The 24730-nt window shown below is 70.0% G+C and carries 24 protein-coding genes and 2 pseudogenes; 6 read left to right on the forward strand and 20 right to left on the reverse strand.

Annotation, left to right across the window (positions count from 1 at the left end; translation table 11 throughout):
* Nucleotides 1–53: 53 nt before the first annotated feature.
* The 5 genes from ACFYV5_RS31215 to ACFYV5_RS31235 all read right to left on the reverse strand — a co-directional run bounded on the left by ACFYV5_RS31215 (nucleotide 54) and on the right by ACFYV5_RS31235 (nucleotide 4581).
* The gene (locus ACFYV5_RS31215) at nucleotides 54–1040 is read right to left on the reverse strand and encodes a glutathione S-transferase family protein (protein WP_389173936.1); all 987 of its coding nucleotides are present in this window, start codon (nucleotides 1038–1040) and stop codon (nucleotides 54–56) included.
* Nucleotides 1041–1457: 417 nt separating this feature from the next.
* Nucleotides 1458–2498, reverse strand: coding sequence for a vWA domain-containing protein (locus ACFYV5_RS31220; protein WP_355115207.1), 1041 nt, complete (start codon nucleotides 2496–2498; stop codon nucleotides 1458–1460).
* 792 nt (nucleotides 2499–3290) lie between these two features.
* Nucleotides 3291–3638, reverse strand: coding sequence for a hypothetical protein (locus tag ACFYV5_RS31225; protein ID WP_389173939.1), 348 nt, complete (start codon nucleotides 3636–3638; stop codon nucleotides 3291–3293).
* A 179-nt stretch (nucleotides 3639–3817) separates the two neighbouring features.
* Nucleotides 3818–4372: a Clp protease N-terminal domain-containing protein gene (locus tag ACFYV5_RS31230; RefSeq protein WP_389173942.1), complete on the reverse strand. Its 555-nt coding sequence runs from the start codon at nucleotides 4370–4372 to the stop codon at nucleotides 3818–3820.
* Complete coding sequence (locus tag ACFYV5_RS31235) at nucleotides 4372–4581, reverse strand: helix-turn-helix domain-containing protein (protein ID WP_389173945.1); 210 nt, start codon at nucleotides 4579–4581, stop codon at nucleotides 4372–4374. The genes ACFYV5_RS31230 and ACFYV5_RS31235 overlap by 1 nt, the downstream gene beginning before the upstream one ends.
* Before the next feature lie 375 nt (nucleotides 4582–4956).
* On the opposite strand from ACFYV5_RS31235, the gene ACFYV5_RS31240 reads away from it, so the two are divergent.
* Nucleotides 4957–5085 carry a hypothetical protein gene (locus ACFYV5_RS31240; RefSeq protein WP_389173948.1) on the forward strand — a complete coding sequence of 43 codons (129 nt, stop codon included), beginning with the start codon at nucleotides 4957–4959 and terminating at the stop codon, nucleotides 5083–5085.
* 13 nt (nucleotides 5086–5098) lie between these two features.
* On the opposite strand, the gene ACFYV5_RS31245 is transcribed toward ACFYV5_RS31240, so the two are convergent.
* From ACFYV5_RS31245 to ACFYV5_RS31265, 5 genes are all read right to left on the reverse strand, one after another.
* Nucleotides 5099–5320 carry a hypothetical protein gene (locus tag ACFYV5_RS31245; RefSeq protein ID WP_389173951.1) on the reverse strand — a complete coding sequence of 74 codons (222 nt, stop codon included), beginning with the start codon at nucleotides 5318–5320 and terminating at the stop codon, nucleotides 5099–5101.
* Between the two features lie 358 nt (nucleotides 5321–5678).
* Nucleotides 5679–6035, reverse strand: coding sequence for a hypothetical protein (locus tag ACFYV5_RS31250; RefSeq protein ID WP_389173954.1), 357 nt, complete (start codon nucleotides 6033–6035; stop codon nucleotides 5679–5681).
* A gap of 632 nt (nucleotides 6036–6667) precedes the next feature.
* Nucleotides 6668–7891 (reverse strand): NAD(P)/FAD-dependent oxidoreductase, encoded by a 1224-nt coding sequence (locus tag ACFYV5_RS31255; RefSeq protein ID WP_389173957.1) that lies wholly within the window; start codon nucleotides 7889–7891, stop codon nucleotides 6668–6670.
* Between the two features lie 124 nt (nucleotides 7892–8015).
* The gene (sigJ, locus tag ACFYV5_RS31260; RefSeq protein ID WP_355115217.1) at nucleotides 8016–8960 is read right to left on the reverse strand and encodes an RNA polymerase sigma factor SigJ; all 945 of its coding nucleotides are present in this window, start codon (nucleotides 8958–8960) and stop codon (nucleotides 8016–8018) included.
* Between the two features lie 104 nt (nucleotides 8961–9064).
* A complete protein-coding gene (locus ACFYV5_RS31265; RefSeq protein ID WP_389173961.1) occupies nucleotides 9065–9460 on the reverse strand; it encodes a VOC family protein in 396 nt (131 codons plus the stop codon).
* A 140-nt stretch (nucleotides 9461–9600) separates the two neighbouring features.
* Between ACFYV5_RS31265 and ACFYV5_RS31270 the strand changes: the two are divergent.
* Nucleotides 9601–9834 (forward strand): annotated as a pseudogene (locus tag ACFYV5_RS31270) (TetR/AcrR family transcriptional regulator); the annotation flags it as partial.
* A gap of 973 nt (nucleotides 9835–10807) precedes the next feature.
* On the opposite strand, the gene ACFYV5_RS31275 reads toward ACFYV5_RS31270, so the two are convergent.
* The 3 genes from ACFYV5_RS31275 to ACFYV5_RS31285 form a co-directional block, all read right to left on the reverse strand.
* Nucleotides 10808–11302, reverse strand: a complete 495-nt coding sequence (locus ACFYV5_RS31275) for a hypothetical protein (RefSeq protein ID WP_389173963.1) — start codon at nucleotides 11300–11302, stop codon at nucleotides 10808–10810.
* A complete protein-coding gene (locus tag ACFYV5_RS31280; RefSeq protein WP_389173966.1) occupies nucleotides 11296–11640 on the reverse strand; it encodes a hypothetical protein in 345 nt (114 codons plus the stop codon). Before ACFYV5_RS31280 ends, ACFYV5_RS31275 begins: the two co-directional genes overlap by 7 nt.
* A gap of 81 nt (nucleotides 11641–11721) precedes the next feature.
* The gene (locus ACFYV5_RS31285; protein ID WP_389173968.1) at nucleotides 11722–12522 is read right to left on the reverse strand and encodes a hypothetical protein; all 801 of its coding nucleotides are present in this window, start codon (nucleotides 12520–12522) and stop codon (nucleotides 11722–11724) included.
* Between the two features lie 692 nt (nucleotides 12523–13214).
* On the opposite strand from ACFYV5_RS31285, the gene ACFYV5_RS31290 reads away from it, so the two are divergent.
* Complete coding sequence (locus tag ACFYV5_RS31290; protein WP_389173971.1) at nucleotides 13215–13601, forward strand: hypothetical protein; 387 nt, start codon at nucleotides 13215–13217, stop codon at nucleotides 13599–13601.
* A gap of 1873 nt (nucleotides 13602–15474) precedes the next feature.
* Here the strand turns inward: ACFYV5_RS31290 and ACFYV5_RS31295 are convergent.
* Both ACFYV5_RS31295 and ACFYV5_RS31300 read right to left on the reverse strand, forming a co-directional pair.
* Nucleotides 15475–16320, reverse strand: coding sequence for an SDR family oxidoreductase (locus ACFYV5_RS31295; protein WP_389173974.1), 846 nt, complete (start codon nucleotides 16318–16320; stop codon nucleotides 15475–15477).
* Nucleotides 16321–16417: 97 nt separating this feature from the next.
* Nucleotides 16418–17182: an SDR family NAD(P)-dependent oxidoreductase gene (locus ACFYV5_RS31300; RefSeq protein WP_389173977.1), complete on the reverse strand. Its 765-nt coding sequence runs from the start codon at nucleotides 17180–17182 to the stop codon at nucleotides 16418–16420.
* 245 nt (nucleotides 17183–17427) lie between these two features.
* Here ACFYV5_RS31300 and ACFYV5_RS31305 point away from each other — a divergent pair, with 245 nt between their 5' ends.
* Nucleotides 17428–18318, forward strand: a complete 891-nt coding sequence (locus ACFYV5_RS31305) for a helix-turn-helix transcriptional regulator (RefSeq protein WP_389173980.1) — start codon at nucleotides 17428–17430, stop codon at nucleotides 18316–18318.
* Between the two features lie 250 nt (nucleotides 18319–18568).
* Here ACFYV5_RS31305 and ACFYV5_RS31310 read toward each other — a convergent pair whose 3' ends face one another.
* From ACFYV5_RS31310 to ACFYV5_RS31320, 3 genes are all read right to left on the reverse strand, one after another.
* Nucleotides 18569–18985, reverse strand: coding sequence for a DUF4259 domain-containing protein (locus ACFYV5_RS31310; RefSeq protein ID WP_389173983.1), 417 nt, complete (start codon nucleotides 18983–18985; stop codon nucleotides 18569–18571).
* Between the two features lie 61 nt (nucleotides 18986–19046).
* Nucleotides 19047–19424 carry a transposase gene (locus ACFYV5_RS31315; protein WP_389173986.1) on the reverse strand — a complete coding sequence of 126 codons (378 nt, stop codon included), beginning with the start codon at nucleotides 19422–19424 and terminating at the stop codon, nucleotides 19047–19049.
* Nucleotides 19421–20557 (reverse strand): ISL3 family transposase, encoded by a 1137-nt coding sequence (locus ACFYV5_RS31320; protein WP_389174016.1) that lies wholly within the window; start codon nucleotides 20555–20557, stop codon nucleotides 19421–19423. The genes ACFYV5_RS31315 and ACFYV5_RS31320 overlap by 4 nt, the downstream gene beginning before the upstream one ends.
* A gap of 163 nt (nucleotides 20558–20720) precedes the next feature.
* Between ACFYV5_RS31320 and ACFYV5_RS31325 the strand changes: the two genes are divergently transcribed.
* Nucleotides 20721–21704 (forward strand): alpha/beta fold hydrolase, encoded by a 984-nt coding sequence (locus ACFYV5_RS31325; RefSeq protein WP_389173989.1) that lies wholly within the window; start codon nucleotides 20721–20723, stop codon nucleotides 21702–21704.
* 142 nt (nucleotides 21705–21846) lie between these two features.
* Here ACFYV5_RS31325 and ACFYV5_RS31330 read toward each other — a convergent pair.
* Nucleotides 21847–22751 (reverse strand): annotated as a pseudogene (locus ACFYV5_RS31330) (IS5 family transposase).
* A gap of 450 nt (nucleotides 22752–23201) precedes the next feature.
* Here ACFYV5_RS31330 and ACFYV5_RS31335 point away from each other — a divergent pair.
* The gene (locus ACFYV5_RS31335) at nucleotides 23202–23771 is read left to right on the forward strand and encodes a transcriptional regulator (RefSeq protein WP_389173992.1); all 570 of its coding nucleotides are present in this window, start codon (nucleotides 23202–23204) and stop codon (nucleotides 23769–23771) included.
* A 98-nt stretch (nucleotides 23772–23869) separates the two neighbouring features.
* Here the strand turns inward: ACFYV5_RS31335 and ACFYV5_RS31340 are convergent, their stop codons facing one another.
* Entirely contained in the window at nucleotides 23870–24109 is a 240-nt protein-coding gene (locus ACFYV5_RS31340; RefSeq protein WP_389173995.1) for a hypothetical protein, read from the reverse strand.
* Nucleotides 24110–24730 lie beyond the last annotated feature (621 nt).

The raw sequence follows: 24730 nt of genomic DNA on the forward strand, positions 1-24730 counted from the left end.
GCCGGGCCGGGGGCCGGCCCCGGTTCGGGTACGGCTGTTGTGCTGTTCCTGGCTCAGGGGAGCGGGGGGACCCGCTCGTGAGGGGGTGGCGGGCCGGGCGGTGTGCCGTCGCCGAACGGCTGTCCGCCGAGTTCTTCGCGCCCGTGCGCGGTCAGCCAGCCGGCCGTGTCCGGGCCCTGGGGGATGATCCCGGTCGGGTTGATGTCGCTGTGCACGACGTAGTAGTGCGCTTTGATCTGCTCGAAGTCGATGGTGTCGCCGAAGCCCGGGGTCTGGAACAGGTCCCGCGCGTACGCCCACAGGGCGGGCAGCTCCGTCAGCTTGTGCCGGTTGCACTTGAAGTGGCCGTGGTAGACGGCGTCGAAGCGCACCAGGGTCACAAAGAGCCGGACATCGGCCTCCGTGATGGTCTCGCCCACCAGGTAGCGCCGGCTGCTGAGCCGTTCCTCCAGCCGGTCCAGCCGCTCCCACAGCCGGCGGTAGGCCTTGTCGTACGCTTTCTGGGTGCCGGCGAAGCCGCACTGGTAGACGCCGTTGTTGACGTCGCGGAAGATCGTGCCGGCGAGCTCGTCGATCTCCTCGCGCCGCTCCTGGGGGTAGAGGTCGGGCGCGCCGTCCCTGTGGTGGGCCGTCCACTGGTGTCCCAGGTCGAGGGTGATCTGGGCGAAGTCGTTGGTGACCACCTGGCCGGTGGGGATGTCGACGATCGCGGGCACCGTGATGCCGCGCCGGTAGCCGGGCTCACGCCTGAAGAAGGCTTCCTGCAGCCGCTCGATGCCCAGGACCGGGTCCTTGCCGCCGGGATCGAGGTGGAAGGACCAGCTGCGCTCGTCGTGCAGGGGGCCGGCGATGCCCAGGGACAGTACGTCCTCCAGGCCCATCAGGCGCCTGACGATCGCGGCCCTGTTCGCCCATGGGCAGGCCCGGGCGATGACCAGCCGGTAGCGCCCGGCTTCCACCGGGTAGCCGTCCCGGCCATCGGCCGTGATCCGCGTCGTCAGGTAGTTCTGGTCCCGCTCGTACTCGCCGTCACCAGCCATGCCCCAAGCCTAGGGGGGTGTCTCCTGGGCCGTGCCGGGCCGGGCTCGCGGCGCCCGCCCACGCGCTGCCGCGTGGCCCTGCGGGCACGGGAGGCACCCCCACGCCGCGTTGCCGTCTCGGCCGTCGGCGCTCCGCACGGACCGCCTCCTGCGTGGCGTGCGATCGCACGCACCGGACGCCGCTCGCCGCTCCGGCATGGCCCCTGGCCTGGCCCTGGAGACAGGCCCAGCCCGGCCCCCGCCGCCCGGCCGCCCCTGGCCCTGGAGACAGGCCCCAGCCCGGCCCCCGCCTCCCGGCCGCCTCCCGGCCCCGCCGGCCGCCTCCTGGCCCCGCCGCCGGGCTTCGCCGCCTGGCCGGTCGGCGGGTCCGGCCGACCGGACCCGGCGGGCGGCGGACGCGACGGTGCTTTTGAGGCGTCAGATCATCAGCAACAGGCGCGTGTGCGCCACGAGCTTGCGGTTCACGCTGGTGCTCTGGACGAAGATCGTGAAGTCGTCGTTGTGGTCGGGCTTGACGCGCACTTCCACGTCCGGCAGGCCGAGCAGGGCCCGGGCCTCGGGCCCGCTGTAGACGCGGTCGGTCTTCTTCTCCAGTACCGCGATCTGCTTCTGCGCCTGGATCTTCTCCGGCTTGCTCAGCTGGTAGAACGCCCCGCCGGTACGGTAGGCGTGGCCGCACTCCAGGACCCACTCGCGGATCCCCGCGTCGCGGGCCACCGGGATCAGCTGGTACTCCGAGGGTTTCACCGGGGTGAGGCCGGCCGCCTTGATGGTGTCCTTGTTGACCGTCTGCGCGCCCATGGAGAACACCGCCCGCGAGCCCCGGATGCCCTGGGCGCGTCCCACCATGAACTTCTCGGTGGCCTGCTGGATGACCTGCCCGGCCTCCTCCAGGCCCTGGGTGCTCGTGGCGTCCCAGATGGCGATGTTCTCCTTGGGGAAACCGCACTGCATGGCCTCGCGCTTGCCTATCTGGTCCGGCACGAGGACGGCCAGCGTCCAGTTGTCCTGCTGCGTCGCGGTCATCTCGGCGACGGCCTTGACCAGTTCACGCGGATCCCTGGCGGGGGAGTCCGGGCAGCGGTGGCTCGCGTTCTCCTGTCCGTCGGTCAGCACGAACGTCAGGAAGCTGTGGTCGCCGTACAGTTGGGCGGTCTGCGCCAGCTCCCGCTGCGACTTCAGCGCGGCCGCCAGCAGGGCCGTCATGCCTCCGACCCGGTAGAGCTGCTTCAGCGACGGCATCCGCAGCACGTCCTTGTCGTAGATGACGCACTCCACCGTGTCGGCGAAGACGTACACCGTGACGCGGGTCTCCTGGTCCAGTTCCCTGGAGCGGCGGGCCAGGTAGGCGATCTGCTGGTCGGCGACGTCGACGACCTTGCGGCTCAGGTGCGACATGGACGAACTGGCGTCCAGCACGAGAGCAACGTGATTGATGTAGTTCTGGTTTCCGGACATGACAGCTCCCCCTCGTTCGGCCGACGTGATGCTCCTACCGTCTCACCCGCCACTGACAATCGATCTTGTCGGCGCGGGCAGGCGGCGCTCAGCCGTGCGGTCGTCCCGGGGGCGGTGATGATGCCTCCGGGGTGTGCCCCGTGTCCGGTCGGTGCCCGGCTTGTGAAGCCGCGTCCCGGCTGCTCGGAGCCGTGCGGTCGTTCCGGGGCGCGGCGATGAGGCCCTGGAGTCTGCCCGGTGCCCGGTGTCCGGTCGGCGGCCGGTTCGCGGAGCCGTATCCGGCTGCCGGCGGGCCGGGCCGGTGCGCGGCGGGCTGCCGTGCCGGTGATACCCCCGGACCGCGACCGGCTCCGCCTCGCCCCCGGGCCGTGAGCCTTTCCGCCGCCGCCCGGGCGGCTCGGCCCGGTGGCCGTCTCCCGCTCGCCCCACCGCGCGCGGAGGGCTGCCAGGGGCGCCCGCCCCTCGGCGGGGAGCGCGACCGGGCGCTGAACTCCCTTTCCCGTGCTGCCGGTTGAGAGGGCTGTCGCCGCCGGCCGCGTCGGTGAGGCCGCCGGCCCCGCGCGGCGGAGGTGTGCGGTCGCCGGCCGCACCGGTCCGTCCTGCTCTCCGGCCGGGGTACGAAGAGGCCTTCCGCCCGCGGCAGCTCACCGGTGTCCGCCCGCGGGCGGGTCCCAGCGGACGGACCCCCCGGCCGGACGGCGCTCCTTTGGGGCCCGCTGGAGGCCCTGGAGCCGCCTGGCCGGTCAACCCGGCCTACGGGCAGGGCTGTTGGCGGTCGGCGCCGCGGCCGCGTCAGTGTGCCAGCAGGGCTTTGGCGCGCTGCGTGAGCAGGGGCATCAGACGCTCGCGCCATGTCTTGAGGTGGACCATGCCGCTGGACATCCCGCCGTGGGCGTACTCCTTGCGGTAGACGGCCTCGGACTCGTCCCGGGCGAGGTCGACGCCCACGGCCTGGTCGAACGCCGCTCGCAGCAGGGCGGTGACGTCGTCGACCGACGGCGGGACCTCGGTGTGGGACAGCCGTTCGCGCAGGGTCCGCCACACGTGGGTGTCGCCGCGCAGGCCCCACCTTTCGGGTTCGGGGTCGAAGAGGACGGCCATGGTCATGGCCGGTGCGTCAGCGGGTGTTTCGTGCGCCATGGGGGCAGTCTCGCAAAATCCGCGGCGCCGGCTCCAGCGGTGCCCGGCGGCGCGAAACCCCCACCAGGCGGCGCGGCTTGTGTCGGGCCTTCGTACGGCGCCGCCCGGTACCGCGCCGCCGCGGACGGGCGTGGCAGTCGTGGCAGCCGTGGCAGCCGTGTCCACGGGGCTCAGGGGGCTCAGGGGGCTGCCGGGCCGGAGACCGCGGTGTCGACGGAGGCGTAGGTCACGCCGTGGTCGGCCAGGGCCTCGGCGACGATTCCGCCGGTGGTGGTGAGCGCCAGGAGGATGTGCTCGTCGCCGATCTCCCGGTCCTTGCGGGCGAGCGCCACCCGGAGGGACTGCACCAGGACACTCTTGGCCTCCCGCGAGAAGGGCCGGCGGCCCGGCCACCGGCCGGGGTCCTTGTGGCCGCCCGCCAGCGCGCCTGTGCCGTGGGTCTGTTCCACCCGCGCCACGAGCGCGCCGAGGTCGATGCCGAGGCCGGCCAGGGCCTCCGCGTCCGCCCGGGAAAGGCCCGCCCGGCGCCGGGCGTCGGCCAGGGCGGCCAGCAGGGACGGCCGCCGTCCGGGCGGGCACAGCTGCCGCAGCGCGGCCGCGGCCGGGGTGTCGTCCCGGTCGAGCAGGGCCAGCAGCAGATGCTCGTGCGTGACGGCCCTCGCGCCGTCCCGCTCCGCGTGCTCGACCGCGCCCTTCACCACCGAGCGTGCGGCTTTCGTGAACCGTTCGAACATCACTGCCTCCCGTGCTTCTTGTGGACGGCCTGCCGGCTGACTCCCAGTTCGGTCGCGATCTCCTGCCACGACCATCCCTGGCTGCGCGCGCTGCGCACCTGGACGGCTTCCAGCTGTTCCAGCAGCCGCCGCAGAGCGGAGACGGCCCGCAGCCCGACCCGGGGGTCGCGGTCGCCCGCTCGTGCGGCGAGATCGGTCGCATCGGTCATGGTGTCAACTTACGTTGACACCTCTCGCGGTGTCAACTTTCATTGACACACCGCTGCGCCGCCCCACCCGAACCCAGCCCCTGCCCGGCCCCTGCCTGGCCTCGTCCGCGCGCACGGCGCGCACGGCGCGCCGGCGGACGGTGGGCGTGGTGCGCGGGGCCGCTTCAGGTGTCATCGGCCCACCTCGTCGCTGGACGGCTCGGCCTGCCGGCGGGCCCGCAGCCCTCCGTCGCTGTCGGGCGAGGACAGCGACGGAGCAGAGGGGCGCGTTCATCGGCGTACACGGGCATAAGCGCCGCGGCTTCGGCGCCGGCCAGTCGGGCAGCCGGCTCGGGGAAGTCGTCTTCGTCAGCGACGGCGCTGCGAAAAAGAACCATGTCCTGGCTCGCCGGCTGCCGACGGCTCCACCGACGCGACGAACCCAACGCCGAGCACTTCCTCGCCTTTGTCGGCATCGCGGCGATCCTCATCGGTTTCGTCGGCTCACACGACGGCATGGCATGACTCGAGTCCCGGATCAGCCAGCGTGTCCCAGCGACACCTGCTCATAGCCCCCGTCCCGGAACACGAACACGGTCGGCTCCGTGTCGTACTCGTGTCGCGTGTAGCCCCCATGTCCCGGGGTTGCGACGTGTGGCGCGAGAGGCCTCAGCAGTGCATCGAGTAGCGGCAGGTTGTCGTCGACCCAGTAGGTACGCGCGAAGAGTTCCCACATGGGGCGGCCGAGCTCGTCCACCATCTCCGAGCCGAGCTCCGCATGGTCGCACTATCCCCTCCTGGCAGTTCGCTGCCGGGATACGTGAGGAACAGCGGCCAAGGATGCTCCTCCTCATCAAGGTCCTCGGGACAGTCGGACTCCATGCCCAGATGCCGGCGACAGGCGGCCAGGGCGGACTCAGGGGTGTCGTTTCGCAGGAAGCAGGACAAGACGATCTCGTAGTGCTCGCTCATGGCGCGCATGGTGAGGCCGCCCACTGACACCAACGACTCCCACAGGGAGCGGGCCACATCCCCACAACAACGGCGCGAGCCCTCGCCAGGACCGACCACAACCCACGACGTCTGAACCCGACACACTGCGACCAGACCCGGGCAGCTCACCTGCCGTACAAGAAAGACCGGGCGGGGACGAAGAGTTCGTGGCCGGTGGGGAAGCGGACGCGTACTCCGGACTGCGTCCATGTGGTGGACTCGATCCCCTTCGCGCCCAGGACGGTGTCGATGTCCACCCAGTGCCCGTAGGACATGTTCGGACTCCTGCCGATCACCATCGTGGAGGAGTGCCGCCCGGACAGGGTGTGCCGGTGCACCAGCTCGAGGACGTGCGGGAAGCCGTCGGGGTAGGCCACCGATGCGGGAGCCTTGCTGCGGTAGGTCACCTCGCTCTGCGGCCACCAGATGACGGTCAGGAACGCGGCGGTCAGCAGGACGCCCGCGACGCCGCCCAGCAGCATCCTGCCGATCCCGGCGGCCCGGCGGGGTCGCGCGGTCGGGGCGGGTGGGCCGGGGATGGACGTAGCGGGGATGGACGTGCCGATGATGCCCCTCCAGGGTTGGCAGCCGGCGCTGCTGCGCTCCGGCCGGCCGGAGCGGCTCTGGAAGGAGGACGCGGAACCGGACCGATCGGTTGTGGCGAGCACCGGGCCCGGTGGCGAAAGGGCTCATCCCCGCGCCCGGCACCGGGGGAGGGATGCCGCCCGGCGGGCGCGGTACCGCCACCGCGCCCGCACGCCTCCGGTGCCCGCCAGGACCGGTCCGGGCGCCCGTGAACCGGACCGGGCGCCGTGAACCGGACCGGCGGCACCGGCCGACGCGCTCACCACGCGCGTTCGTCACGCGCGTTCGTCACGCGCGTTCGTCACGCGCGTTCGTCACGCCGGCCGGCACCCGCAGTTCGGCACCCGCAGTTCGGCACCCGCAGTTCCGCACGAGGCCAGGCAACCGGACGAGGACCGGGCCCGCAGGACCGAGCCGATGCGGCCGGCACCCGGGCAAGGTCAGAGCGCCGCTTCGGCACGAGGCCAGGCAACCGGACAAGAACCGAGGCCCGCAGGACCGAGCCGATGTGACCGGCACCCGGGCAAGGTCAGAGCGCCGCTTTTGCCCCGGCCGCCGTCTGCGCCCGCGCACCGCTCCCGGTCTCCTGCCGTACGACCCGCCGGCGCCGCGCCGGCACGCCCGCGGTCGGGTGGGCGACACCCCAGGCCGCGCCCTTGCAGATCAGTTCCTTGTAGAGGGCGGCCACCCGGCCCGTCAGGGCCCGCTCGACCGCCCGGTCGTCGGCGGTGACGAACTGGATCAGGCCCTCCTTGCGGCCCAGGGAGACGCACTGCTGGAAGTAGCGGATGGGGACGCGCGGGACCTTGGTGCCGGCCAGGCGGGCGGCGATGGCGTCGGCGGCCTGCCAGGCCATCGGGACACCCGAGGCGCAGGACATGCGCAGCGGCTTGCCGCCCGGGCCGATCGCCATCGCGGCGTCGCCCACGGCGTACACATCGGGGTGGGAGAGCGAGCGCATCGTGCTGTCGACCACGATCCGGCCCCCCTCGGTGAGCTCCAGGGCGGTGGCCCGGGCGACCGGGTGGACGGCGAAGCCGGTGGTCCACACCGTGACCTCGGCGGGCAGCCTCCGGCCGTCGGCCGCCGTCACACCGTCCGCGTCCACGGCGGTGACCGCGGTGTGCTCGTGGACGGTGATGCCGAGCTGGTCCACCACCTTGCGCAGGTGAGCGCGGCCCTTGTCCGAGAGCCAGTCACCAAGGGCGCCGCGGACGGCCAGGGCGACGTCCAGGTCCGGGCGGGCCTCAGCGATCTCGGTCACAATCTCCAGCCCGGTCAGCCCGCCGCCGACCACGACCACGGACCCCCTCGCCTCCAGGGCGGCCAGACGCTCGCGCAGGCGCAGCGCGCCGGGCCGGCCGGCGACCTCGTGGGCGTGCTCGGCGACGCCGGGGACACCCCCGCCGTTCCAGCCGCTGCCCAGGGCGTAGACCAGCGTGTCGTACGCCAGCTCCTCCTCCTGCCCGGTGCCGTCCACGGCCGCGAGCGTCACCGCCTTGCGCTCCACGTCCACGCCCGTGACCTTGGCGAGCTTCAGGGCCACGCCCGTGCCCGCGAACATCTCGCGAAACGGCCGGGGGGTGAGGTCCTGGCCGGCCGCCAGCTGGTGCAGCCGGACCCGCTCGACGAAGTCCGGCTCCGGGTTGACCAGGGTGATGGTGACGTCCTCGCGGCGCAGCCGCCTGGCGAGGCGGCCGGCGGTGACGGCTCCGGTGTAGCCGGCTCCGAGGACGACGATGCGGTGCTGCATGGGCCTGCTCCTGTCTGCGAGGTGGTGCCGCGGTCCGTCGCGGTGTCGCCCCTTGAACCGGACAGCCCGGCGTTTCCTGACAGGAACAGGATGTGAAGCACATCACACCGCCCCGGGAGGGGTGTCACAGGACGTACAGAGGAGACTCCCCGCGGCCCGCCGCGGCCCACCGCTCGCTCGCACGCACGAGCTTGTCCGGGTTGACCTGACTGCGCACCGCGACGATGCCCTCCGCGGTGACCTCCAGACACGTCACCCCCACCACACGGCCGTCCACCACCGCCACGACCGCCGGCCCGCCGTTGGCCGTCGCGGCATAGATCTCGGGCGCGCCGCCCACATAGGCCCGCTTGGCCCGGCTGGGCTTGAACAGCCCGCGCAGAAACGTGGCGACCGCGAGCGCACCCTCGAACGCCTTCGCCCGCGCCGGAACCTTCCCGCCGCCGTCACCGACCGAGACGGCGTCCTGCGTGAGCAGACGTACGAGAGGCTCGGTACGGCCACTGGTCGCCGCGGCCAGGAACTCCTCGACGATCCTGCGGGCGGCGGCCTCGTCGATCTCCGTGCGCGCCCTGCCGTCGGCGACGTGCTTCTTGGCCCGGTGATAGATCTGCTGGCTGGCGGCCTCGGTGATGTCGAGGATCTCGGCGATCTCCCGGTGCGGGTAGTCGAACGCCTCCCGCAGCACGTACACCGCCCGCTCACCCGGTGACAGGCGCTCCAGCAGCACCAGGACGGCGTACGACACCGACTCGCGCTGCTCGGCGGTGTCCGCCGGGCCCAGCATCGGGTCCCCGGCGAGCAGCGGCTCGGGAAGCCACCTGCCCACATACGTCTCACGCCGCATGCGCGCCGAACCGAGCTGGTTGAGACAGAAGTTGGTGAGCACCTTCGTCAGCCACGCCTCAGGCACCATGATCCGCCCGGCGTCAGCCGCCTGCCAGCGCAGAAACGTCTCCTGCACCGCGTCCTCCGCCTCGCTCGCGGAACCGAGCAGCCGGTAGGCAATGGCCTCCAGCCGGGGCCTGGCAGCCTCGAACCGATCCACATCACTCATGATCAGGGCCATGCCCGCGATCCTAACGGCCCCCGGCGGGGAGCGGGCCGCCGCCGGCCGGAAGGTGCTCACCACGCCGTACGGACATCACGCTTCAGGCCCGCCGCCGGCGGGAATCAGGCGTCCGCGTAGGGGGCGGCGAACTCCTCACCGGGCGGGACGACGGTGATCACGTCGCTCAGCACGCCGTCGGGGGCGGCGACGATGAAGTGGCGCTGGCCGAACTCCTCCGTACGCAGCGGCAGTACCTCCCGCAGGCCGCCCCCCGCCACGAGCCGCCGGTGCTCGCCGTCCACGTCGTCCACCTCGAAGTTCACCAGCAAACCGCCCCCGAGCGCGATGCGGTGGCCCTCGGGAACGGTCGGCTGGGCACGGTCGAGGAGGGCCGGCTCGTACTGCGGGGCGTCCGCGCGGCGCAGACTGACGTACCAGTCCACCTCGAAGGCCACCTCGAACCCGAGGCGGCGGATGGAGAAGTCGCGGGAGCCCGCCACGTCCCGGGTGGCGAGCACAACACGTCGCCACCGCAGCCCACCAACACCACGACCTCCGGGAACAACTCCGCGCCGGCTGCCACGCCTTCCTCGCCGCCGCCGCCACCGACCGGCAGTCCGCCAGATCCTGCTGATCGACGCACCCACCCACCGTCCTCGACCGGAACCAGTGGCGCACCCTGGACGAACAGTCCTCCGCCCAGCACCTCACACACGCCCTGACAGCACTCGCCACAGCCGGACTCATCACCCCCCAACCGATCGAACCCCTGGCCCACCTCCTCTCCGGAGCGATGAACGAAGCCGCCCTCTGGATCGCACGCGGCGGCGACCCACAAGCCGCCGAACAGGCCCTCGACCAACTCCTGACAGGACTCCACCCCCCGGCCTGACCCCTACCAACCCCCGCGCGGCACACCCGGCCACCCACCCCACCCACAGACACAAGACTGATCGCCCCGCCCGGCCGCAATCCGCGGCCGCTTCGGGCCCAGCCTGGCCCCGGTGAGCCAGCACAACCCCCCCCGGGACCGTTCCCCGCGAGCCGACCGGCCCCGAGCGGTGAACATCACCCCCCCCTGACGCCGGCTGCCTCACCACTTCGCTCAAGGGCGCCGGCGACGCCGCAGAACGGCACAGGAAAGACCGACAGCCGCACCCGCCGCAAGGACGATGCCGGCCCCCGTCTCGAGGCCGCTGGGCCCAGCTGCGCCGCCCACTCCGCCCTGAGCGCCGCGACTGGGCATCACAGTCGGACCGACAGACGTGGACGTGGACGTGGACGTGGGTGTCGGCACGGACGTGCGCGTCGACGTCGGCGTCGGCGTCGGTGTGGGTGTGGGTGTGGGTGTGGGGAAGGTGCTCCCTCTCCTCGGCAGCACCTCGCAGGCGATGCCGTCATCCGGCCCCTGGTCCTCGTCGAGCCGGTGCGGGTCACTGCGGTCCATCTCGAAGACGGCCTGGGCGTCTTCCTGGAAGCGAAAATCGCGGCAGTCGAGATCCTCTTGAGCATGCGCCGCTCCACAGAGCGGCGCGACGGCAACGAAAGCCAGAGCTATACCGGCCACGGCAGTACGGCGATTCACCTGGACCTCCTCATACTCCCCGAGACGGTCGCTTCGACCATAGAAGGACTGCCTCCGCCAGGCGCTGAAAAGTAGGCCGAACGGGTACGGCACAGCGTGAGATCACCCCCTGCCCAAGCCCAGCCCCTGACCACCACCGCCCAGCAAGACAGGCACCACACACCCCCCTCCCGCCGACGGCAGGCCATGCCCACAGCCCCCGCCACCCCCACCGTGCGGGATCCACCGGGCCACAAGTCGCACAGCGCACGGCCGCCACATTCGCTCGCTCAGGCCAACCTCAACGAGCCGGCACGAGCCGCTCGTACACCGCCACGAGTGGCCCGCGGTCCGCGACCCGCCACCACTGGCCAGCCCACCTCCGAGAAAGGAACCACGCCTTCTCGGTGCACGTATCCAGGTCCCTGAGCTCGCCGAGCGTCCAGGCGGCGTGGACCGGCGTGCAGTTCACCGCCACCTGCGGCAGCCGCGAACCCCTCGCATCCCATCCTGGTAGACCCGAACCGGCGCGAAAGCCAGCGTGAACACCGCCACTGACCGAGGGGCATGGAAACACCCACTGCGCTCCAGGCCCCTTGGGCACTGACACCGGCGCATACGCGCCGAACGACCACAAGACGCCGACCCCGTCGACCGATACGGCGATCAGGCCGACGCCCTCCAGGATCTCCAGCCCGCGGTCGTACGCCGGGTCGGCGGCCGCCGCCTCCGCGTTGGTCCAGAAACGGGCGTGCGGCCCATAGCGGGCGGGCAGAGTGCGGGCGTCGATCAGCACCGCCTCCCGGCGGGGCCGGGTTCCGACTGCCACTCCTCGGTCAGGACGGGAAGGAGGTGACGAGCGAACTCGCAGACGGCCAAGGGACCGAACGGACAGGCAGGCAGGGCCTGCCGGACCTCGCTGTCGCTGACCCCATCGAGTACCGTCCAGCCGCGAGGATCGCGGACCGTGCGGTGCATCACGGCAAGGGCGCCCCAGGCCCAACCCCCGTCACTTTGCGGGCCCATCGCGACGAACACAGAGACATCGTCGAGCAGACGCAAAGCCACCGCGTTCCAGGAACGGTCCTCGCGCGTGGACATCCCGCCACCGTAGAAGGAAGCGACGTGCTCCATGTCTGCAACCTGCCATGGCCCTGAGCTGTCCAGACGGGAATACCGCGCGGGCCCCTGCCTTCCAGACACAGGGCTTGTCGTTCAACCCGACCGTGGACGGGGCTCGGGCGGTGGTCCGATCTCGTCGTCATGCCATTCCAGCCCGACGGCCCGCCCGGCATCGAGCAGTGCTTCGTATGTCCGTGCAGCGATCATGAGCTGGGGGAAGTCCCAGTCGAACTCGCGGTCGGGGCTGCGGCTGCTGTCCGCGTAGATGATGGCGTCACGCGCACCGTAGAGCGTGGTGTGCTGAGCCATCTCCCGCCAGGGGAAGAACCCCATCTCGGGAAAAGTCGCTGCAGCCCGCGCGAGGACATCCGCACCGACGGCGGGTTTGCCCGCGACCCAACCCAAACTGCGCGGCAGGCGCACGACACTGAGCTGCAGGGCGAACTCCGAGAGCGAACGGCTCTGCTGGAACCATCCCGGCCCGCTCCCGTCCGGATCGTCGTCGACCAGCACCACCGGATCGGACTGGGACGCCGGTGAGGCGGGGTAGGCCCAGCGGTTACAGCCCTGGCCTTCGGCCAGGAAGGCGTGAAGGAGCGCATCGGCCGCAACACCGCCGGCGTGGACCGGCATCCGCGGGACCTGCTCTTCGGGCGGCAACAACCACTGAACATCGAAGAGCTCCGGCGCACGCACGACGGCATTACACGACGACGCAAGCCACTCGAGCAGCGCAGCGGGTACAGGCCCACCCACCTCCCGCACCCCGCCCCCCGGCTGCGCTCCCCGCACCTCCGAGAGACCCCACTCCCGCTGAAACTCCTCCAGAAGGCTCCACCGCGTACGGCCCGGATTACTCAGGCGCTCCGCGAAGCAACGGTAGTCGACGATCACGGCTTCCTTCCATCCCCACAAGGCCCATCGGGGCCGATCACCACTGCCTGAAACCCCATCATTCCTCTCGAGCGAACGGGCAGACCCGGCGGGTCTCTCTCGCTGCCCGGCGACCGGCACAGCTTCAAGGACGCCCCGCGCGACCGGCCACAGCCGGCGCGGGCCCCTGCGCCTCACCGGCCACCGGTTCCACCCCGAGCACCCCCAGCACCTTGCGCCGGTCCTCGAGCACGAGCTCACTCACCTCCGCCGCCGTGACACCCGCACACGGCCGGCCGCCGAGACACGCGCGGGTATGGCAGTCACCCTTGCCTCCGCTCTCCCGCCCACCCGGCCCATCGCCGCGACCGCTCTGACTGCCTGGACGAACACCGCTGCTCCGCCCCGGTGGACCACACTCGCCTGCGACACAGCCGCAGCGCGGGCCCGCGGCCCAGCCAGCAGGGCCGCCAGGGGGAGCATCGACATCACCGACGAGCGCGCCACGTCCCCGACCGCCCGATCCTGAAACCTCACCCGCGCCAGGCACCCGCACCCGCGCCCGCGACTGCCCGTTGACGAGAATGGGCAGCGCTCCAAGAGCACGGCGTGGGAGCGTCGGCGTCGAGGAACATCCTTCTGCTGTGGACCTGAGACCGGAGTTGATGCCCCCGCCCGCCACTCGCCAGCGCCCAGAGGAGCTTCGCGCCGACGTGGACCGGATCGCCGACCTGCTGGAAGCCGGCCCGGAGGCGGCCGACGAGGCAATCGCGGCCTTCAACGCCATGACCGGTCATGACTACGGGGCGCTCGACTTCGCCGAGTGCCACGGCAGCAGGAGTCCGGAGGAGTTCACACGAGAGGCGGCCAGGCCGGCTCGCCCCGTCGTTGCGGATATCGCCCAGGCCGAACTCGTGGAGATCGTACGCAGAGTCCTGACGGCCGACCCCGAGAGTGACTACTATCTGCGGCTTCTCGAGGCGAACGTGCCGCATCCCCGGGTAAGCGACCTGCTCTTCCACCCCTCGGAGAAACATCAGGACACGTCTGCGGAACAGATCGTCGACGAGGCTCTGAAGTACCGGCCGATCACCCCCTGAACTACGCGGGAAAGCCAACCCTGACTCCGCACCCGACATCGGGACTGTCGTCGTCCCGGCGCCACGCCGGTCGAGGATGGACAGGCGCGACTTCCAGAACTCCGCGGCGCGGCCACTCCGCGGGATGGCGCGAACACCCAGGCGACAAGGCCACTGCGGAACCCCATGGCCGCTGGGGCACCGACACGGCGGTTGCGCCACCGCCTCAGGAGCGGAAGGCGGCAACGGGCGACCGGGGACAGCCGGCCGACCGGTCTTGAGAACGACAGCCACCTTCGGCGGGCAGTCAGGGCGCGAGCGCAGCACCTCCGAAGCCCTACGCGGCAACCGACCCCCGAGCCCGGCCCCCACGACCAGCCGCCAATCGATCCGGAACGGCTCCTTGAAGATCGACCGCATGACCCACTGCACCCCCAGGGCGGACGGTCCGTGCGATGCGCGGCGCGCAGGCGGCGCAGCAGCGCGCCCGTGCCGAGCCGGCGCTCGGCCGCGCAGTCGAGAAACGGTTCCGGATCGGCCTCGGCCAAGGCCGCGACGACATCGGCGTCGGCCGGGCCGCCACGGCCGGGCAACAGCGCGACGAGGCCCCGCACCCGGGCCGCCCCGCCCGCGGCACACACGGTCCCCCAAGCGGTCGCGCGAGCCGTCGGCGGGTGCTCGCCACGCCGGTCAAGCAGGGCGGGCCGCCGCAAGGTCGACGTCACCCGAGAACAACCCCGACGATGACGGTCCTGGTGATACGAACGGCCGGCCGCAGCGGCGAGAGAATCCCGTATCCGCAACAGACACCACGCCTCGTACCCCAGCCGATGGCTGCCCAGCAACGCCCCATCGACCTCAGGAACGTCGAGGTCGAACAGGGCTCGCTGGATGCCGGCACTGCCGACTGCGTGCGCGAGGGCGGCCCGCAGCCTCATGCCACCCAACCGCTGGACGGCCTCCATGACGGGGGTAGGCGGGTCGAACCCCATGAAGAACAGGGCCGGATCGATGCCCAGCCAGGCCTCCAGAGCCGCGGGCCGCTGATGGTACGGAATCAGCGTCGCCAGACAGGCGAGACGGAACCGGTTGGTCATCCGCTGATTCGGCGTCAGTTCCATGTACGCACACACCCGCACCGTTCCTCCAGCACCGCAGCCACCGCCGGACCCCCGGCACCCCACAAGACGCCCCCAGCCTGCGGAGGCGTCGGCCTGACCCCTGGCCCAGAGCTCGCCGACGCCCTCGGCACGCCCGCCCAACCTCCAGCAATTCACCCTTCGCTCGACACCTGGAACGCGACCTCGACACCGTCACCACCCGACACTCACAGCCACCGAACTCCGGAGTCATCGACGGCCCTGTCACTCCACGGCCAGGATCCACGCGCGCATGCGCCACCTCGCCCGCCCGCACAGGCCGCTTCCCTCTCGTCGATGCCCAGGACGTCGACGCCATCGACGACTGGCTTTGTTCACGACGTCGAGCAGCAGGCTTCACGAGATTGGGAGGCACCTGGAGGCCGTCGAGATCCGAACGAGCCCAGCCGCCCGAGCCGAGGGCGGACGCCGCGCCCATGTCAACGGCGCGATTCTCGGCCGTGCCTTCGGCTCCAGTGATCACCCGCTGTATCTGCACAGGGCCAGCCTGAACCCCGATGCGACCTGGGCGAGGGCCTACTGAACGAATGGCGCAGCGGGGCCCGACCCTCTGGACCCCTGCCAGCGGCGGGACACGAGCGCAGCAGCACCGGCCGCCACCCAGGCAGAGGCGGCCCGTACCAGCGCGCCGAGGACCACTGGCGACCGCGCCCGGGGACGGGTCAGCTGACTGCGACCGCGTCTTCTCGGCGCACCGGGCGGGTCGGTTGTCCTGCCCGGTGCGTGGGGTGGCGTCAGGCGTTGGTGCCGTCGTGTGCGAGGTTGCCGCCCAGTTCGCGGGAGGCTTCGACCTGGGCGAGGAGTTCCCTGGCCTTGGCCGAGACGCCCTCGATGGCGTCGGCGCCGGCGACGAAGCGCAGCGGCGGCTGCTCCTGGCCGGCGAGGGTCAGCAGGGCGTGGGCCAGCTTGACGGGGTCGCCGGGCTGCTGCCCGTTGATGCTCTTCCAGGCTTCGACCGTGGCGGTGGTGCGCTCGGCGTAGTCGTCGATGGTCGGCTCGGGCCAGGTCGTGGAGGCGTCCACAAGCAGCTCCGTGCGGAAGTAGCCGGGCTCCACGATCGTGGTGCGGATGTTGTACGGGGCGATGTCGTGGTGCAGGGCTTCCATCCAGCCCTCGACGGCGAACTTGGACGCGGCGTAGGCGGAGGTGAACTCCGTGCCGACCTGACCGGCGAGTGAGGAGAGGGTGATGACGTGACCGTCGCGCTGAGCGCGCATGACAGGCAGCACGGCGCGGGTGACGTTCATCGGGCCGAAGAGGTTGGTCTCGATCTGCTGCCGCATGTGCTCCGGGGAAACCTCTTCGAAGTAGCCGGCGAAGAAGTTCCCGGCATTGTTGATCAGGACGTCGATGCGGCCGAACCGGTCTACGGCAGCCTGCGCGGCCGCGCGCGCGTCGTCCAGGCTGGTGACGTCCAGCCTGGTGACCAGCAGGTTGTCCTGCGGGCCGCCCAGGGCCTTCTCGACCTCCTCGGGGCGGCGGCCGGTGGCGACGACCTGGTGGCCGGCCGCGAGGGCATGGCGAACGATGTCCGTGCCGAGACCACGTCCGGCACCGGTGACGAAAATGACCTTGCTCATGAGGGATTCCTCCTCGGATGCCGCGTGCGGCACCCGCGGGTCGGGGAAGTTGGCGGGTTGCGTCGGCCAGGCTGTGGCGGATCGGTGACGGAGGTGCTCACGCCTGTTCGGTGGGCATGATCCACAGCTCGCCGACGGCGGCGTGGCGGGGACGGGTGACCATGTAGGCGACGCCGTCGGCGATGTCCTCGGCGGCCAGGACCTCGGTCCCCTCGAAAAAGGGGTCGATCAGTTCAACGCGGACTTCGGGCTTATTGTGCGTACCCAGTTCACTCTCCACGGCGCCCGGCTCCAGGACACCGACGCGCACATGGCGCTGGGTGACTTCCTGGCGCAGAGACTCGGTGAAGGCGTGCACCCCGAACTTGGTGACGTTGTAGACGCCGAAGCCCCGGCTCGCCACCCGGCCGGCGTACGAGCCGATGTCGACGATGTCAGCGACCTGGCGCGGACCCTGCTCGGCGGCCTTCAGCAGATGCGGCAGGGCGGCGCGGGTGATGTAGAGCAGACCCTGGACGTTGACGGCGATCATGCGGTCCCACTCCTCGGCATCCGCGCCGACGACGGGCCCCAGAAGCATCAGGCCGGCATTGTTGACCAGGGAGTCCAGCCGTCCGAACCGGTCGACCACCTGCTGTACGGCGTCCTCGGCCTGGAGGCGGTCGGTGATGTCCGCCGCCACCACCGCAGCGGTGCCGCCCGCCTGCTCGATCTCGGCAGCAAGAACTCCCAGGCGGTCCCTGCGGCGAGCCACGAGCGCCACCGAGGCACCGTCCCCGGCGAGCCGGCGGGCGGTAGCGGCCCCGATGCCGCTGCTCGCGCCGGTGACGAGCGCGACAGTGCCGATCAACTTCGAACCCATAGGGGGTGTCCTCTTCTCCAGACGTACGGCGTAAGGGCAGACGGCGGGCAGCGGCAGCGACGATCTCCTACAGCCGTCACGGCGCGTACTTCTCGAACGATCAGTGCCGTGCACCGGGCCCGCTATCCAAGGCAACCACCCACGAACGCCCCGTGGGCCGCCGTAAAGGGCACCGCTCTTCCAGGGGTCTGCCAGTACCCCCTTTCACCACGCTGACCCGCCAGGTACCGCCGTACCGTGGACCCATGGACCCCAGCAGCGAGATCCGCGAGTTCCTGCGCACCCGCCGGGCCCGGATCACCCCCGAACAGGCCGGCCTCGCCCCGCACAGCGGCCCGCGCCGCGTCCCGGGGCTGCGCCGCGAGGAAGTCGCCCAGCTCGCCGGAGTCAGCGTCGACTACTACATCCGTCTGGAGCGGGGCCGCACCCAGGGCGTCTCCGAAACCGTCCTGGAGGCCGTCGCCCGCGCCCTGCACCTGGACGAAGCCGAACGCGCCCACCTCTTCGACCTCGCCCAGCCCACCGCCACCACCCGGGCCCGCCGTAAACGCCCCCTCGCCCCCCAACGGGTCCACCCGGTCCTCTACCGGACCCTGGACTCCCTCAGCGTCCCCGCCGTGGTCCAGGGGCGGCGCACGGACATCCTGGCCGCCAACCGGCTCGCCCACGCCCTCTACACCGACTTCGAAGCCCGACCCCGCCGCGAACGCAACTTCGCCCACTTCGTCTTCCTCGACGAAGCCGCCCGCGCGCTGTACGCCGACTGGGAGCGGGTCGCCGACGACTGCCTGGCCATGCTGCGCCTGTACGCCGGACGCCACCCCGACGACCCGCAGCTCACCGAGCTGATCGGGGAGCTGTCCCTCCACAGCGACGCCTTCCGCCGCATGTGGGCCGACCACGACGTCCAAGCCCACACCACCGGCACCAAACGCCTCCACCACCCGCTCGTCGGCGACCTCACCCTCGACTACCTGGTCCTGGCCGTCGAAGGCGACCCCGAACAGACCCTCACCATCTACACCCCCGAACCCGCCTCCCCCTCCGCCGAAGCCCTGGCCCTCCTCGCCAGCTGGACCCACACCCCCGCCTCCCGGCCGCAGGCTCCCGAAAAGACACACAACCCGGCCGGCTGACCCGAGAGCCCCCGCCACGCAGCGGCACCGAACCCCAGCGGGAGTCGGCCCGGCGAGGTTCGGCATGATCGTTCTCACTGATAACCGCCGCTGGATCGATGTCCCCCGAGGCCGTAGTCAGCGAACTCACCTCGACGCTCTCGCGCCAGCAGGAGGATACGAACAGTCACCAGCCTTCCCGCCTCCCGGAGTAATGAACATCTGCTGCTCGTTCTCGGGTTCTGGCTCGCTTTCCGTGACACGGTCACGGTTAGTGATCAGTGCGTGCTTCGAGTACCTGGAGAATCTGGTGCACTTCCTGGCGCCACTGGTCGGCTTCGGCGCTGTCCACCCAGCCCGTCGCCATTTCTGATCCGTCCTGGAGTACCCGGTTCAGGGCGAGCCTGGCCGACGCGCGGAGCGATGCCGGTAGATGGGGCAGCGGTTCCCTCAGACCGTCATCAGGATCGATCAGGATGGGGCTGTCCGGGATGGTGCTTGCGACGAGAGCACCAGCAGCAACGGCTTCGGCGCCGTCCCCGCCATCGACGCGTGCTCCTGAGCTGGTGACTCGTTGGAATGCCCGCTCCAGCACGTCGATGACCTGCTGGTGGGCGAGTCCCTCAAGTTCATCGACAAAGTCTGCGGCGAGGTCGCTGTCGAACGGGCCGGTTCCCCACGTTCCCATGCATGGCTCCTGGTATGGCTGTCTCGGACGAAGGCAGGATTCCAGGCGCCTCTGACATCGGTCATGGGGCGAGGAGGACTCGCTTACGGAGCAGTGCGAAGCTGGCACGTCCGAACATCTGGCGCTTGAGCATCTTGATCCGGTTGACGTGTCCTTCGACGACGCCGGAGTTCCAGGGCAGGGTGAGGCCGGCGATGACCGCGTCGCGGTCTCGGTCGATGCCGGCCGCGAGCGTGTGGAGGCTGGGCCGGTCGTCCTGGCGGACGGCGTCGAGCCATTGTGGGAGCCGTTCGCCCTGGCGCTCGGTGAGCATCTGGGCGAAGGACCGGACGTGACCGGTCAGGGCGTCGAGTTCGGGGCAGTTGGCCAGGACGGCCTTGAGCCGGAGCTGTTCGATCTCGGTCAGCGTCTCCGGTCGGCTGAGGATCCATCTCGTCACCACGCGGGGTGCCGGTGGCTGTGCGGTGACCGGCCGCGGTGAGGTGCGCTTTCCCACAGGTAGGCGCTGACCCGGCCGTAGCTTCCTCGGTAACCCAAGGGCACGATCTCTTCCCAGGGTGTCCAGGCGTTGGTACAGCCCTCGTCCCACCGCCCGTCCAGGTAGGGCTTGTGCTCGTCGAGGACGGAGGTCCGGTTGTGCTGCCACTGGCCGCGAAAGAGGTCTTCCGGCCTGGCAGCGTCGGCGAGGCTCTTGACGGTGCGGTGGGTCATGTGGAGCTGGCGCCCGATGGAGCGGCGGCTGTGGCCGGCTTCCAGCAGCGCGTGGACGGTGGCGTGTCTGGCCCGGATGCGGTTGGCGAACCGGTCGCTCCGCCATGGGGAGTGCGCTTCCTCTTCAGGCGGCGTCGGTTCGTCGGCGTTCTCCTCTCGATCGGGGACCAGGACGCGCAGGCACTGGCGGTGGCGGGCGACAGCCCGCTCCGCGGCATCGCCGAGGTTGTTCCACAAATGCCATCGGTCAGCGGCCTGGACAGCCTGGGGCGCCCCGGCCGTGGCGCCTTCCGCGAAAAACGGCGCGCGATCCCGGCAGGTGACCTCGATCCCGGGTCGCTTCGCCAACCACGCAGCCAGGCTCGACGCCTCCCGGTCAGGCAGCAAGCCCACCGGCCGGCGGGTCTCGACGTCGACGAGCACCGTGCCGTAGACCCGTCCTTTGCGTGCGGCGTACTCATCGACGCCAACCACCCTTGGGGTCGGGACTTCCGGTTCGGGCAACGCATCGAGCAGCCGCAGCACGGCGCTGCGGCTGATGGACACCCCGAAGACCTGTGCCATCCGGGCACCAGCCCGGCCGGCGAGGGCCAGACCGACAGCGGCGAGAGTTGAACGCAACCGCTCGGTCCACCTGCTGTGCCTCCGGGTCAGTCCCGCCATCTGCTCAGCGAACGTCCGCCGTTCGCACGAAGGCTCTGGACAGAAGAACCGTCGGACTCGCAGATGGAGAACCACCCGACGTCCCCCACTCGGCACATCCGCAGGAAACCGCAGGTAAGAGCTGTGCACCCGGCTCGACTCTCTCCCACAATCCGAACATGCCGCCCCCGCCGCCGTACTGCAAGCGTCAATGCGCATCACCTCGTGGCTCACGTCCAGCGACAGCACCGACACGTCCGCGATGGACGGCAACAACAACCCCTCTAGGCCCTGTATCGAAAGTGGATCTCGATGGGAGGTTGATCTCGTTCTGTGGCATGCAGATACCTGACGGATACTCAGCACGGTCCGGGGTGCCGCCGTGACGCCAGACCTCGAAGATCGTTTACCGTGCGTGATCTACTCCGGCACGCCGCTCAAGACGCTGCATCTCCCCGCCGAGACTGCTCCGCCACCGGGCGAGCCACTTGTGCGAGCACATCGTTGGCAGGGCTTCTCCTGCGAATCACGTGTGATCCGCGCATCCGCCCCTCGATTCCCGCCCGTGCTGATTATCGGCGGTGCGTTCCAGCGCAAGGAGTCCTGGGGGCGCTGTGAAGAGGTGTTCCTCGGGAGCATGGACGTGTTCACCGTCGACCCCCCGGGCTGGGGGGCAGCCGACTTGCTGCCCGAAACCTACGGCGTCGACTTCCTCGCCGACGCGGTCTGCCACATGCTCGATGAGTGGGATGCCGGTCAGGTCAACGTGCTCGCCGGCTCCTACGGAAGCGCCATCGCCTACGAGATCGCCCGAAGGTACCCGGACCGGGTGGGGCGCATGGTCCTGGTCGGCACGATGATCGCCATCCCCGACCACGCACAGGCCGCGATGCGCCGCACTCTGGAACACCTGGCCGCCGGAGACATGGAGACTTACGCGCACGTCACGCTCGACCTGCTCATGACGCCCGAACGCCTCGCAGGTATCCCCAACGGCGCCCGCATCCGCAGGCTGCTGCTGCGCCGCATCACCAACATCTCCGAGGCGGAGGCATACCAGATGCGTGCCAACACCTTGCGCCTGCTCACCCATCAGGCTCTCGATACCCGCCAGCCGCCTCGTACGCCGGTTCTGACCGTGGCCGGCGAGTACGACTCGTTCACCACGCCGGAGCTGTGCCGCCAGATGGCGGCGGCGTGTGCCGACAGTTGGCACGCGGAGGTCCGCGACGCCGATCACATGGTCATCCTGGAACGGACAGCGGAAGTCGCCGACTTGATCACCCGGTTCCTTGCCGGGGAGCCGCTACACGGACTGCCGTACTGCCGCAGCGTTGAGCGAGTGTCACCAGGCATGATCGGGTGAGCAGTCGCAATACGGAATACACCGCTGAGTGCGCCCATACGACGCAGCGTGATCACACCACGGTCGTCGTCTTCGAGGAAGACTGCTACAGCTTCGCCCCGCCAGCCTGGCCCTGCCGCGCCGCGGTATCGCCACGTGCTGATCACAGCCACTCGTTGATGGCTGCTACGAGGACAGTGGCTTCATAGCGGACCGCGAGCTTGTCATAGCGGGTGGCCACGGCCCGATGACGCTTGAGTCGGTTGATTCCGCACTCGACCGCGTGGCGCTCGCGGTAGTCGACCGCGTCAAAACGTGGCGGCCGGCCGCCACGCGAGCCGAACGTGGCGGCCGGCCGCCACGCGAGCCGAGCTTCTGGCGGTTACGTGCTTGGTCCGTCTTGTCCGGGATGGTGCAGCGGATTCCCCGGCGGCGCAGGTAGGCGCGGTTCTTCCGGGAGGCGTATGCCTTGCCCGCCCGGACCCGGCTGGGGCGCACGCGGGGTCGGCCCGGCCCGATGCGAGGCACGCGGACCTTCTCCCGCACGGGTTCGAATTGCGGCGAGTCGCCGCGCTGTCCCGCCGTGAGCACGACCGACATGGGCTTCTGGCCCTGTTCGACGGCCAGGTGCAGCTTGGTGGTGAACCCGCCGCGCGAGCGTCCAAGGGCGTGATCACCAGGCTCGGCGAAGACCCCGCCTGGTGGTTCCTTCTGCAGGTCACCTTGCTTGCGGGCCCCGGCCGCGTGCTGATGAGCGCGGCACACCGTGGAGTCAACGCTCAGGTCCCACCTGATCACACCCTTCGCGTCGGCCAGAGACTGGAGCCGCGTGAAGATCCTGTGCCAGATGCCGACTCGCTGCCACCGGCGGAACAGGTCATAGATCCGGCCCCACGGTCCGTACTCAACGGGCACGTCCCGCCATAGAACACCGGTACGGACCCGAAATCGTATGCCGTCGATCAGCCGCCGCCGAGGCCAGACGGGCGGCCGCCCCGTCCTCGTCCCCTTCGGCAACAACGGCTCCCACACCGCCCACTGTTCGTCCGTGAGATCTCCCCGCCCCATGAACCGTGATTACCCAAAGCTCAAAATCCACTTTCGACACACGGCCTAGATGGGGCGACGTCTCTTCCACGACGCCGCACTGTCGACCACACCAAGATCGGCCGTGGTCATTTTCAGGAACTTCCCGGAGCCCGATCCGAGCGTCAGCCGTTACTCAGCGTGCGTGCATCACGGAAAGCGAGCCAGAACCCGTTCTCGTGAACAAAGCCAGACGACGAACTTCAACGGCGACGGCCGACGTCCCGGGCGACCTGTACTTCCGCGGTGGAGGTGACAGTCGTCCATGCCCTCACTCCGACAGAACCATTTTGACTCACTCAACTGTCAGGCTGATGACTTGGCATCACCCCACCAACCGCATTAGTTGAGGCGGATTTGATGCCCTTTCCGTTCTGCATTGGCGGGCGTGTAGGGATAGAATTGGGCGAGCTGAGTTCTGAGGGGGTTGGTGTGCCGGAGCGTAATATCGAGTTCGGTAAGTTCGGTGCCCGAGGAATCAAGGGCAGCGAGTTGGTCGCTCGGAAACTTGACGAACTTTCTGGTGGGGTCATCACGCCTGTGAGTGTCCGGCGTGGACTGGTGGCCCGTCTGCGTTACTTGACCCGTACCGGGCACGCGAGGGCTGCGGCGCGGGAAGCGGGTCTGACGGTGACGGACCGGACGATCAAGGCGTGGCTTGAGGGGAAGCGTCGGCCGACTCGGGCGAATCTGGAGCGCATCGAGCGCGCCTACACCGTCGTACGTCGACGGAACGTGGCCCGGCACCTGCTGAGGCGTCTCAACAGCGCAGGTGGGACTCGGGTTGAGATCCACCCTCTGAATCAGTCTCAGGTGAGCCGGCCGCACCAGCGGTACGTGGAGTACCGGTCCATGAACGTCCGCAAGTGGGACCGGATCGTTGCCGCCTGGGTAGCCGGTGACGCCCAGGGCTTGGACGACGCCTGGATCGACCAGATCGTCGACCTCGGCTCTCAGTGGGGCCAGTACGAGTACGTCACGAACGTCGGCTTCGCTGCATGACCACCCTGTAGGGGTCTCGGATTCGTGTCCTGACCTCAGGCGCGATGTCCAAGTGAAGAGACCTATCGGACACGACTCTGAGACTGGCCGGCCGGCGACTAGGCCTCCGGCTGGCCCTGTTCGGCACGGAACTCATTGAGCAGCTCGAAGAACAGCTCGATCGCGGGTCGGTCCGCGGCCTCGGCCGCGCGCTCTATCTCCACCGCCCAGCCTAGCGAGCTTTCGTACTCGTACCCCAGCCGCGGCCACAGCCAGTTGGCGAACGGGCCGCCCTGCCGGAAGTCAAGCTCTTCCTTGGCGCCGTGAACCTTCAGAGCCACGTGATAGCCGAACAGCATGGACTACCTCGTACCCACATCCCCGGGCGCAGGCGCACCTCCTCCAGGAGGTCGTACACGTTGCGCATCTCGGTGAGCTGTCTGGGCGCCCGCCGGGCCATCTCCGCTTCTGCCATGTGGGAACCCTACTGTCACTTTGAGGACCACCGAACAGGGCAGGGTATTTCGAGCAGGGGGACGAAGCCGCCCCGCGGGATGAGATTGCCTAGACCAGACGTCAAGCTTCACCCCACGCCGAATCGTCAAGCTTCACCTGAGACTCGACAAGCCGCCTCGGGCGCTAGTTGCGGAACCTTGGTCAGTGGCCACGGGAATAGCGTGCCCGTGAGACATGATCTATTCCCGACAGGATATTAATAGCCTTTAGAATAGGCAATTTTGAGTTTCTTTCAAGAGTCAGATATTTTGTAACCTCGAAATGGAAATCTGTGGGATTTCGAAAACCGGCCGACCCGCAACCATCCAGCCAGCTAAGGGAATTCGCGGAGCGAATTCCCGATGCCCGATCGCGGAGCGATCGGGCATGGCGCCACGGAGTGGCGCCTCCAACTGGCGCGCGGAGCGCGCCAGTTGGCCGCCGCGTAGCGGCGGCGCGTCGCGTCTGCGGAGCGGACCGCGCGC

It is taken from the genome of Streptomyces sp. NPDC003035, assembly GCF_042888285.1.
In the GTDB taxonomy this organism is placed as follows: Bacteria; Actinomycetota; Actinomycetes; order Streptomycetales; family Streptomycetaceae; genus Streptomyces.

What these genes read in the sequence shown, in the direction of transcription:
- ACFYV5_RS31215 (WP_389173936.1), bottom strand. Translation starts at nt 1,040, where the DNA reads ATGGCTGGTGACGGCGAGTACGAGCGGGACCAGAACTACCTGACGACG.
- ACFYV5_RS31220 (WP_355115207.1), bottom strand. Translation starts at nt 2,498, where the DNA reads ATGTCCGGAAACCAGAACTACATCAATCACGTTGCTCTCGTGCTGGAC.
- ACFYV5_RS31225 (WP_389173939.1), bottom strand. Translation starts at nt 3,638, where the DNA reads ATGGCGCACGAAACACCCGCTGACGCACCGGCCATGACCATGGCCGTC.
- ACFYV5_RS31230 (WP_389173942.1), bottom strand. Translation starts at nt 4,372, where the DNA reads ATGTTCGAACGGTTCACGAAAGCCGCACGCTCGGTGGTGAAGGGCGCG.
- ACFYV5_RS31235 (WP_389173945.1), bottom strand. Translation starts at nt 4,581, where the DNA reads ATGACCGATGCGACCGATCTCGCCGCACGAGCGGGCGACCGCGACCCC.
- ACFYV5_RS31240 (WP_389173948.1), top strand. Translation starts at nt 4,957, where the DNA reads ATGTCCTGGCTCGCCGGCTGCCGACGGCTCCACCGACGCGACGAACCC.
- ACFYV5_RS31245 (WP_389173951.1), bottom strand. Translation starts at nt 5,320, where the DNA reads ATGGTGGACGAGCTCGGCCGCCCCATGTGGGAACTCTTCGCGCGTACC.
- ACFYV5_RS31250 (WP_389173954.1), bottom strand. Translation starts at nt 6,035, where the DNA reads ATGCTGCTGGGCGGCGTCGCGGGCGTCCTGCTGACCGCCGCGTTCCTG.
- ACFYV5_RS31255 (WP_389173957.1), bottom strand. Translation starts at nt 7,891, where the DNA reads ATGCAGCACCGCATCGTCGTCCTCGGAGCCGGCTACACCGGAGCCGTC.
- sigJ (WP_355115217.1), bottom strand. Translation starts at nt 8,960, where the DNA reads ATGGCCCTGATCATGAGTGATGTGGATCGGTTCGAGGCTGCCAGGCCC.
- ACFYV5_RS31280 (WP_389173966.1), bottom strand. Translation starts at nt 11,640, where the DNA reads ATGGAGCACGTCGCTTCCTTCTACGGTGGCGGGATGTCCACGCGCGAG.
- ACFYV5_RS31295 (WP_389173974.1), bottom strand. Translation starts at nt 16,320, where the DNA reads ATGAGCAAGGTCATTTTCGTCACCGGTGCCGGACGTGGTCTCGGCACG.
- ACFYV5_RS31300 (WP_389173977.1), bottom strand. Translation starts at nt 17,182, where the DNA reads ATGGGTTCGAAGTTGATCGGCACTGTCGCGCTCGTCACCGGCGCGAGC.
- ACFYV5_RS31305 (WP_389173980.1), top strand. Translation starts at nt 17,428, where the DNA reads ATGGACCCCAGCAGCGAGATCCGCGAGTTCCTGCGCACCCGCCGGGCC.
- ACFYV5_RS31310 (WP_389173983.1), bottom strand. Translation starts at nt 18,985, where the DNA reads ATGGGAACGTGGGGAACCGGCCCGTTCGACAGCGACCTCGCCGCAGAC.
- ACFYV5_RS31320 (WP_389174016.1), bottom strand. Translation starts at nt 20,557, where the DNA reads ATGCGCATTGACGCTTGCAGTACGGCGGCGGGGGCGGCATGTTCGGAT.
- ACFYV5_RS31340 (WP_389173995.1), bottom strand. Translation starts at nt 24,109, where the DNA reads ATGCTGTTCGGCTATCACGTGGCTCTGAAGGTTCACGGCGCCAAGGAA.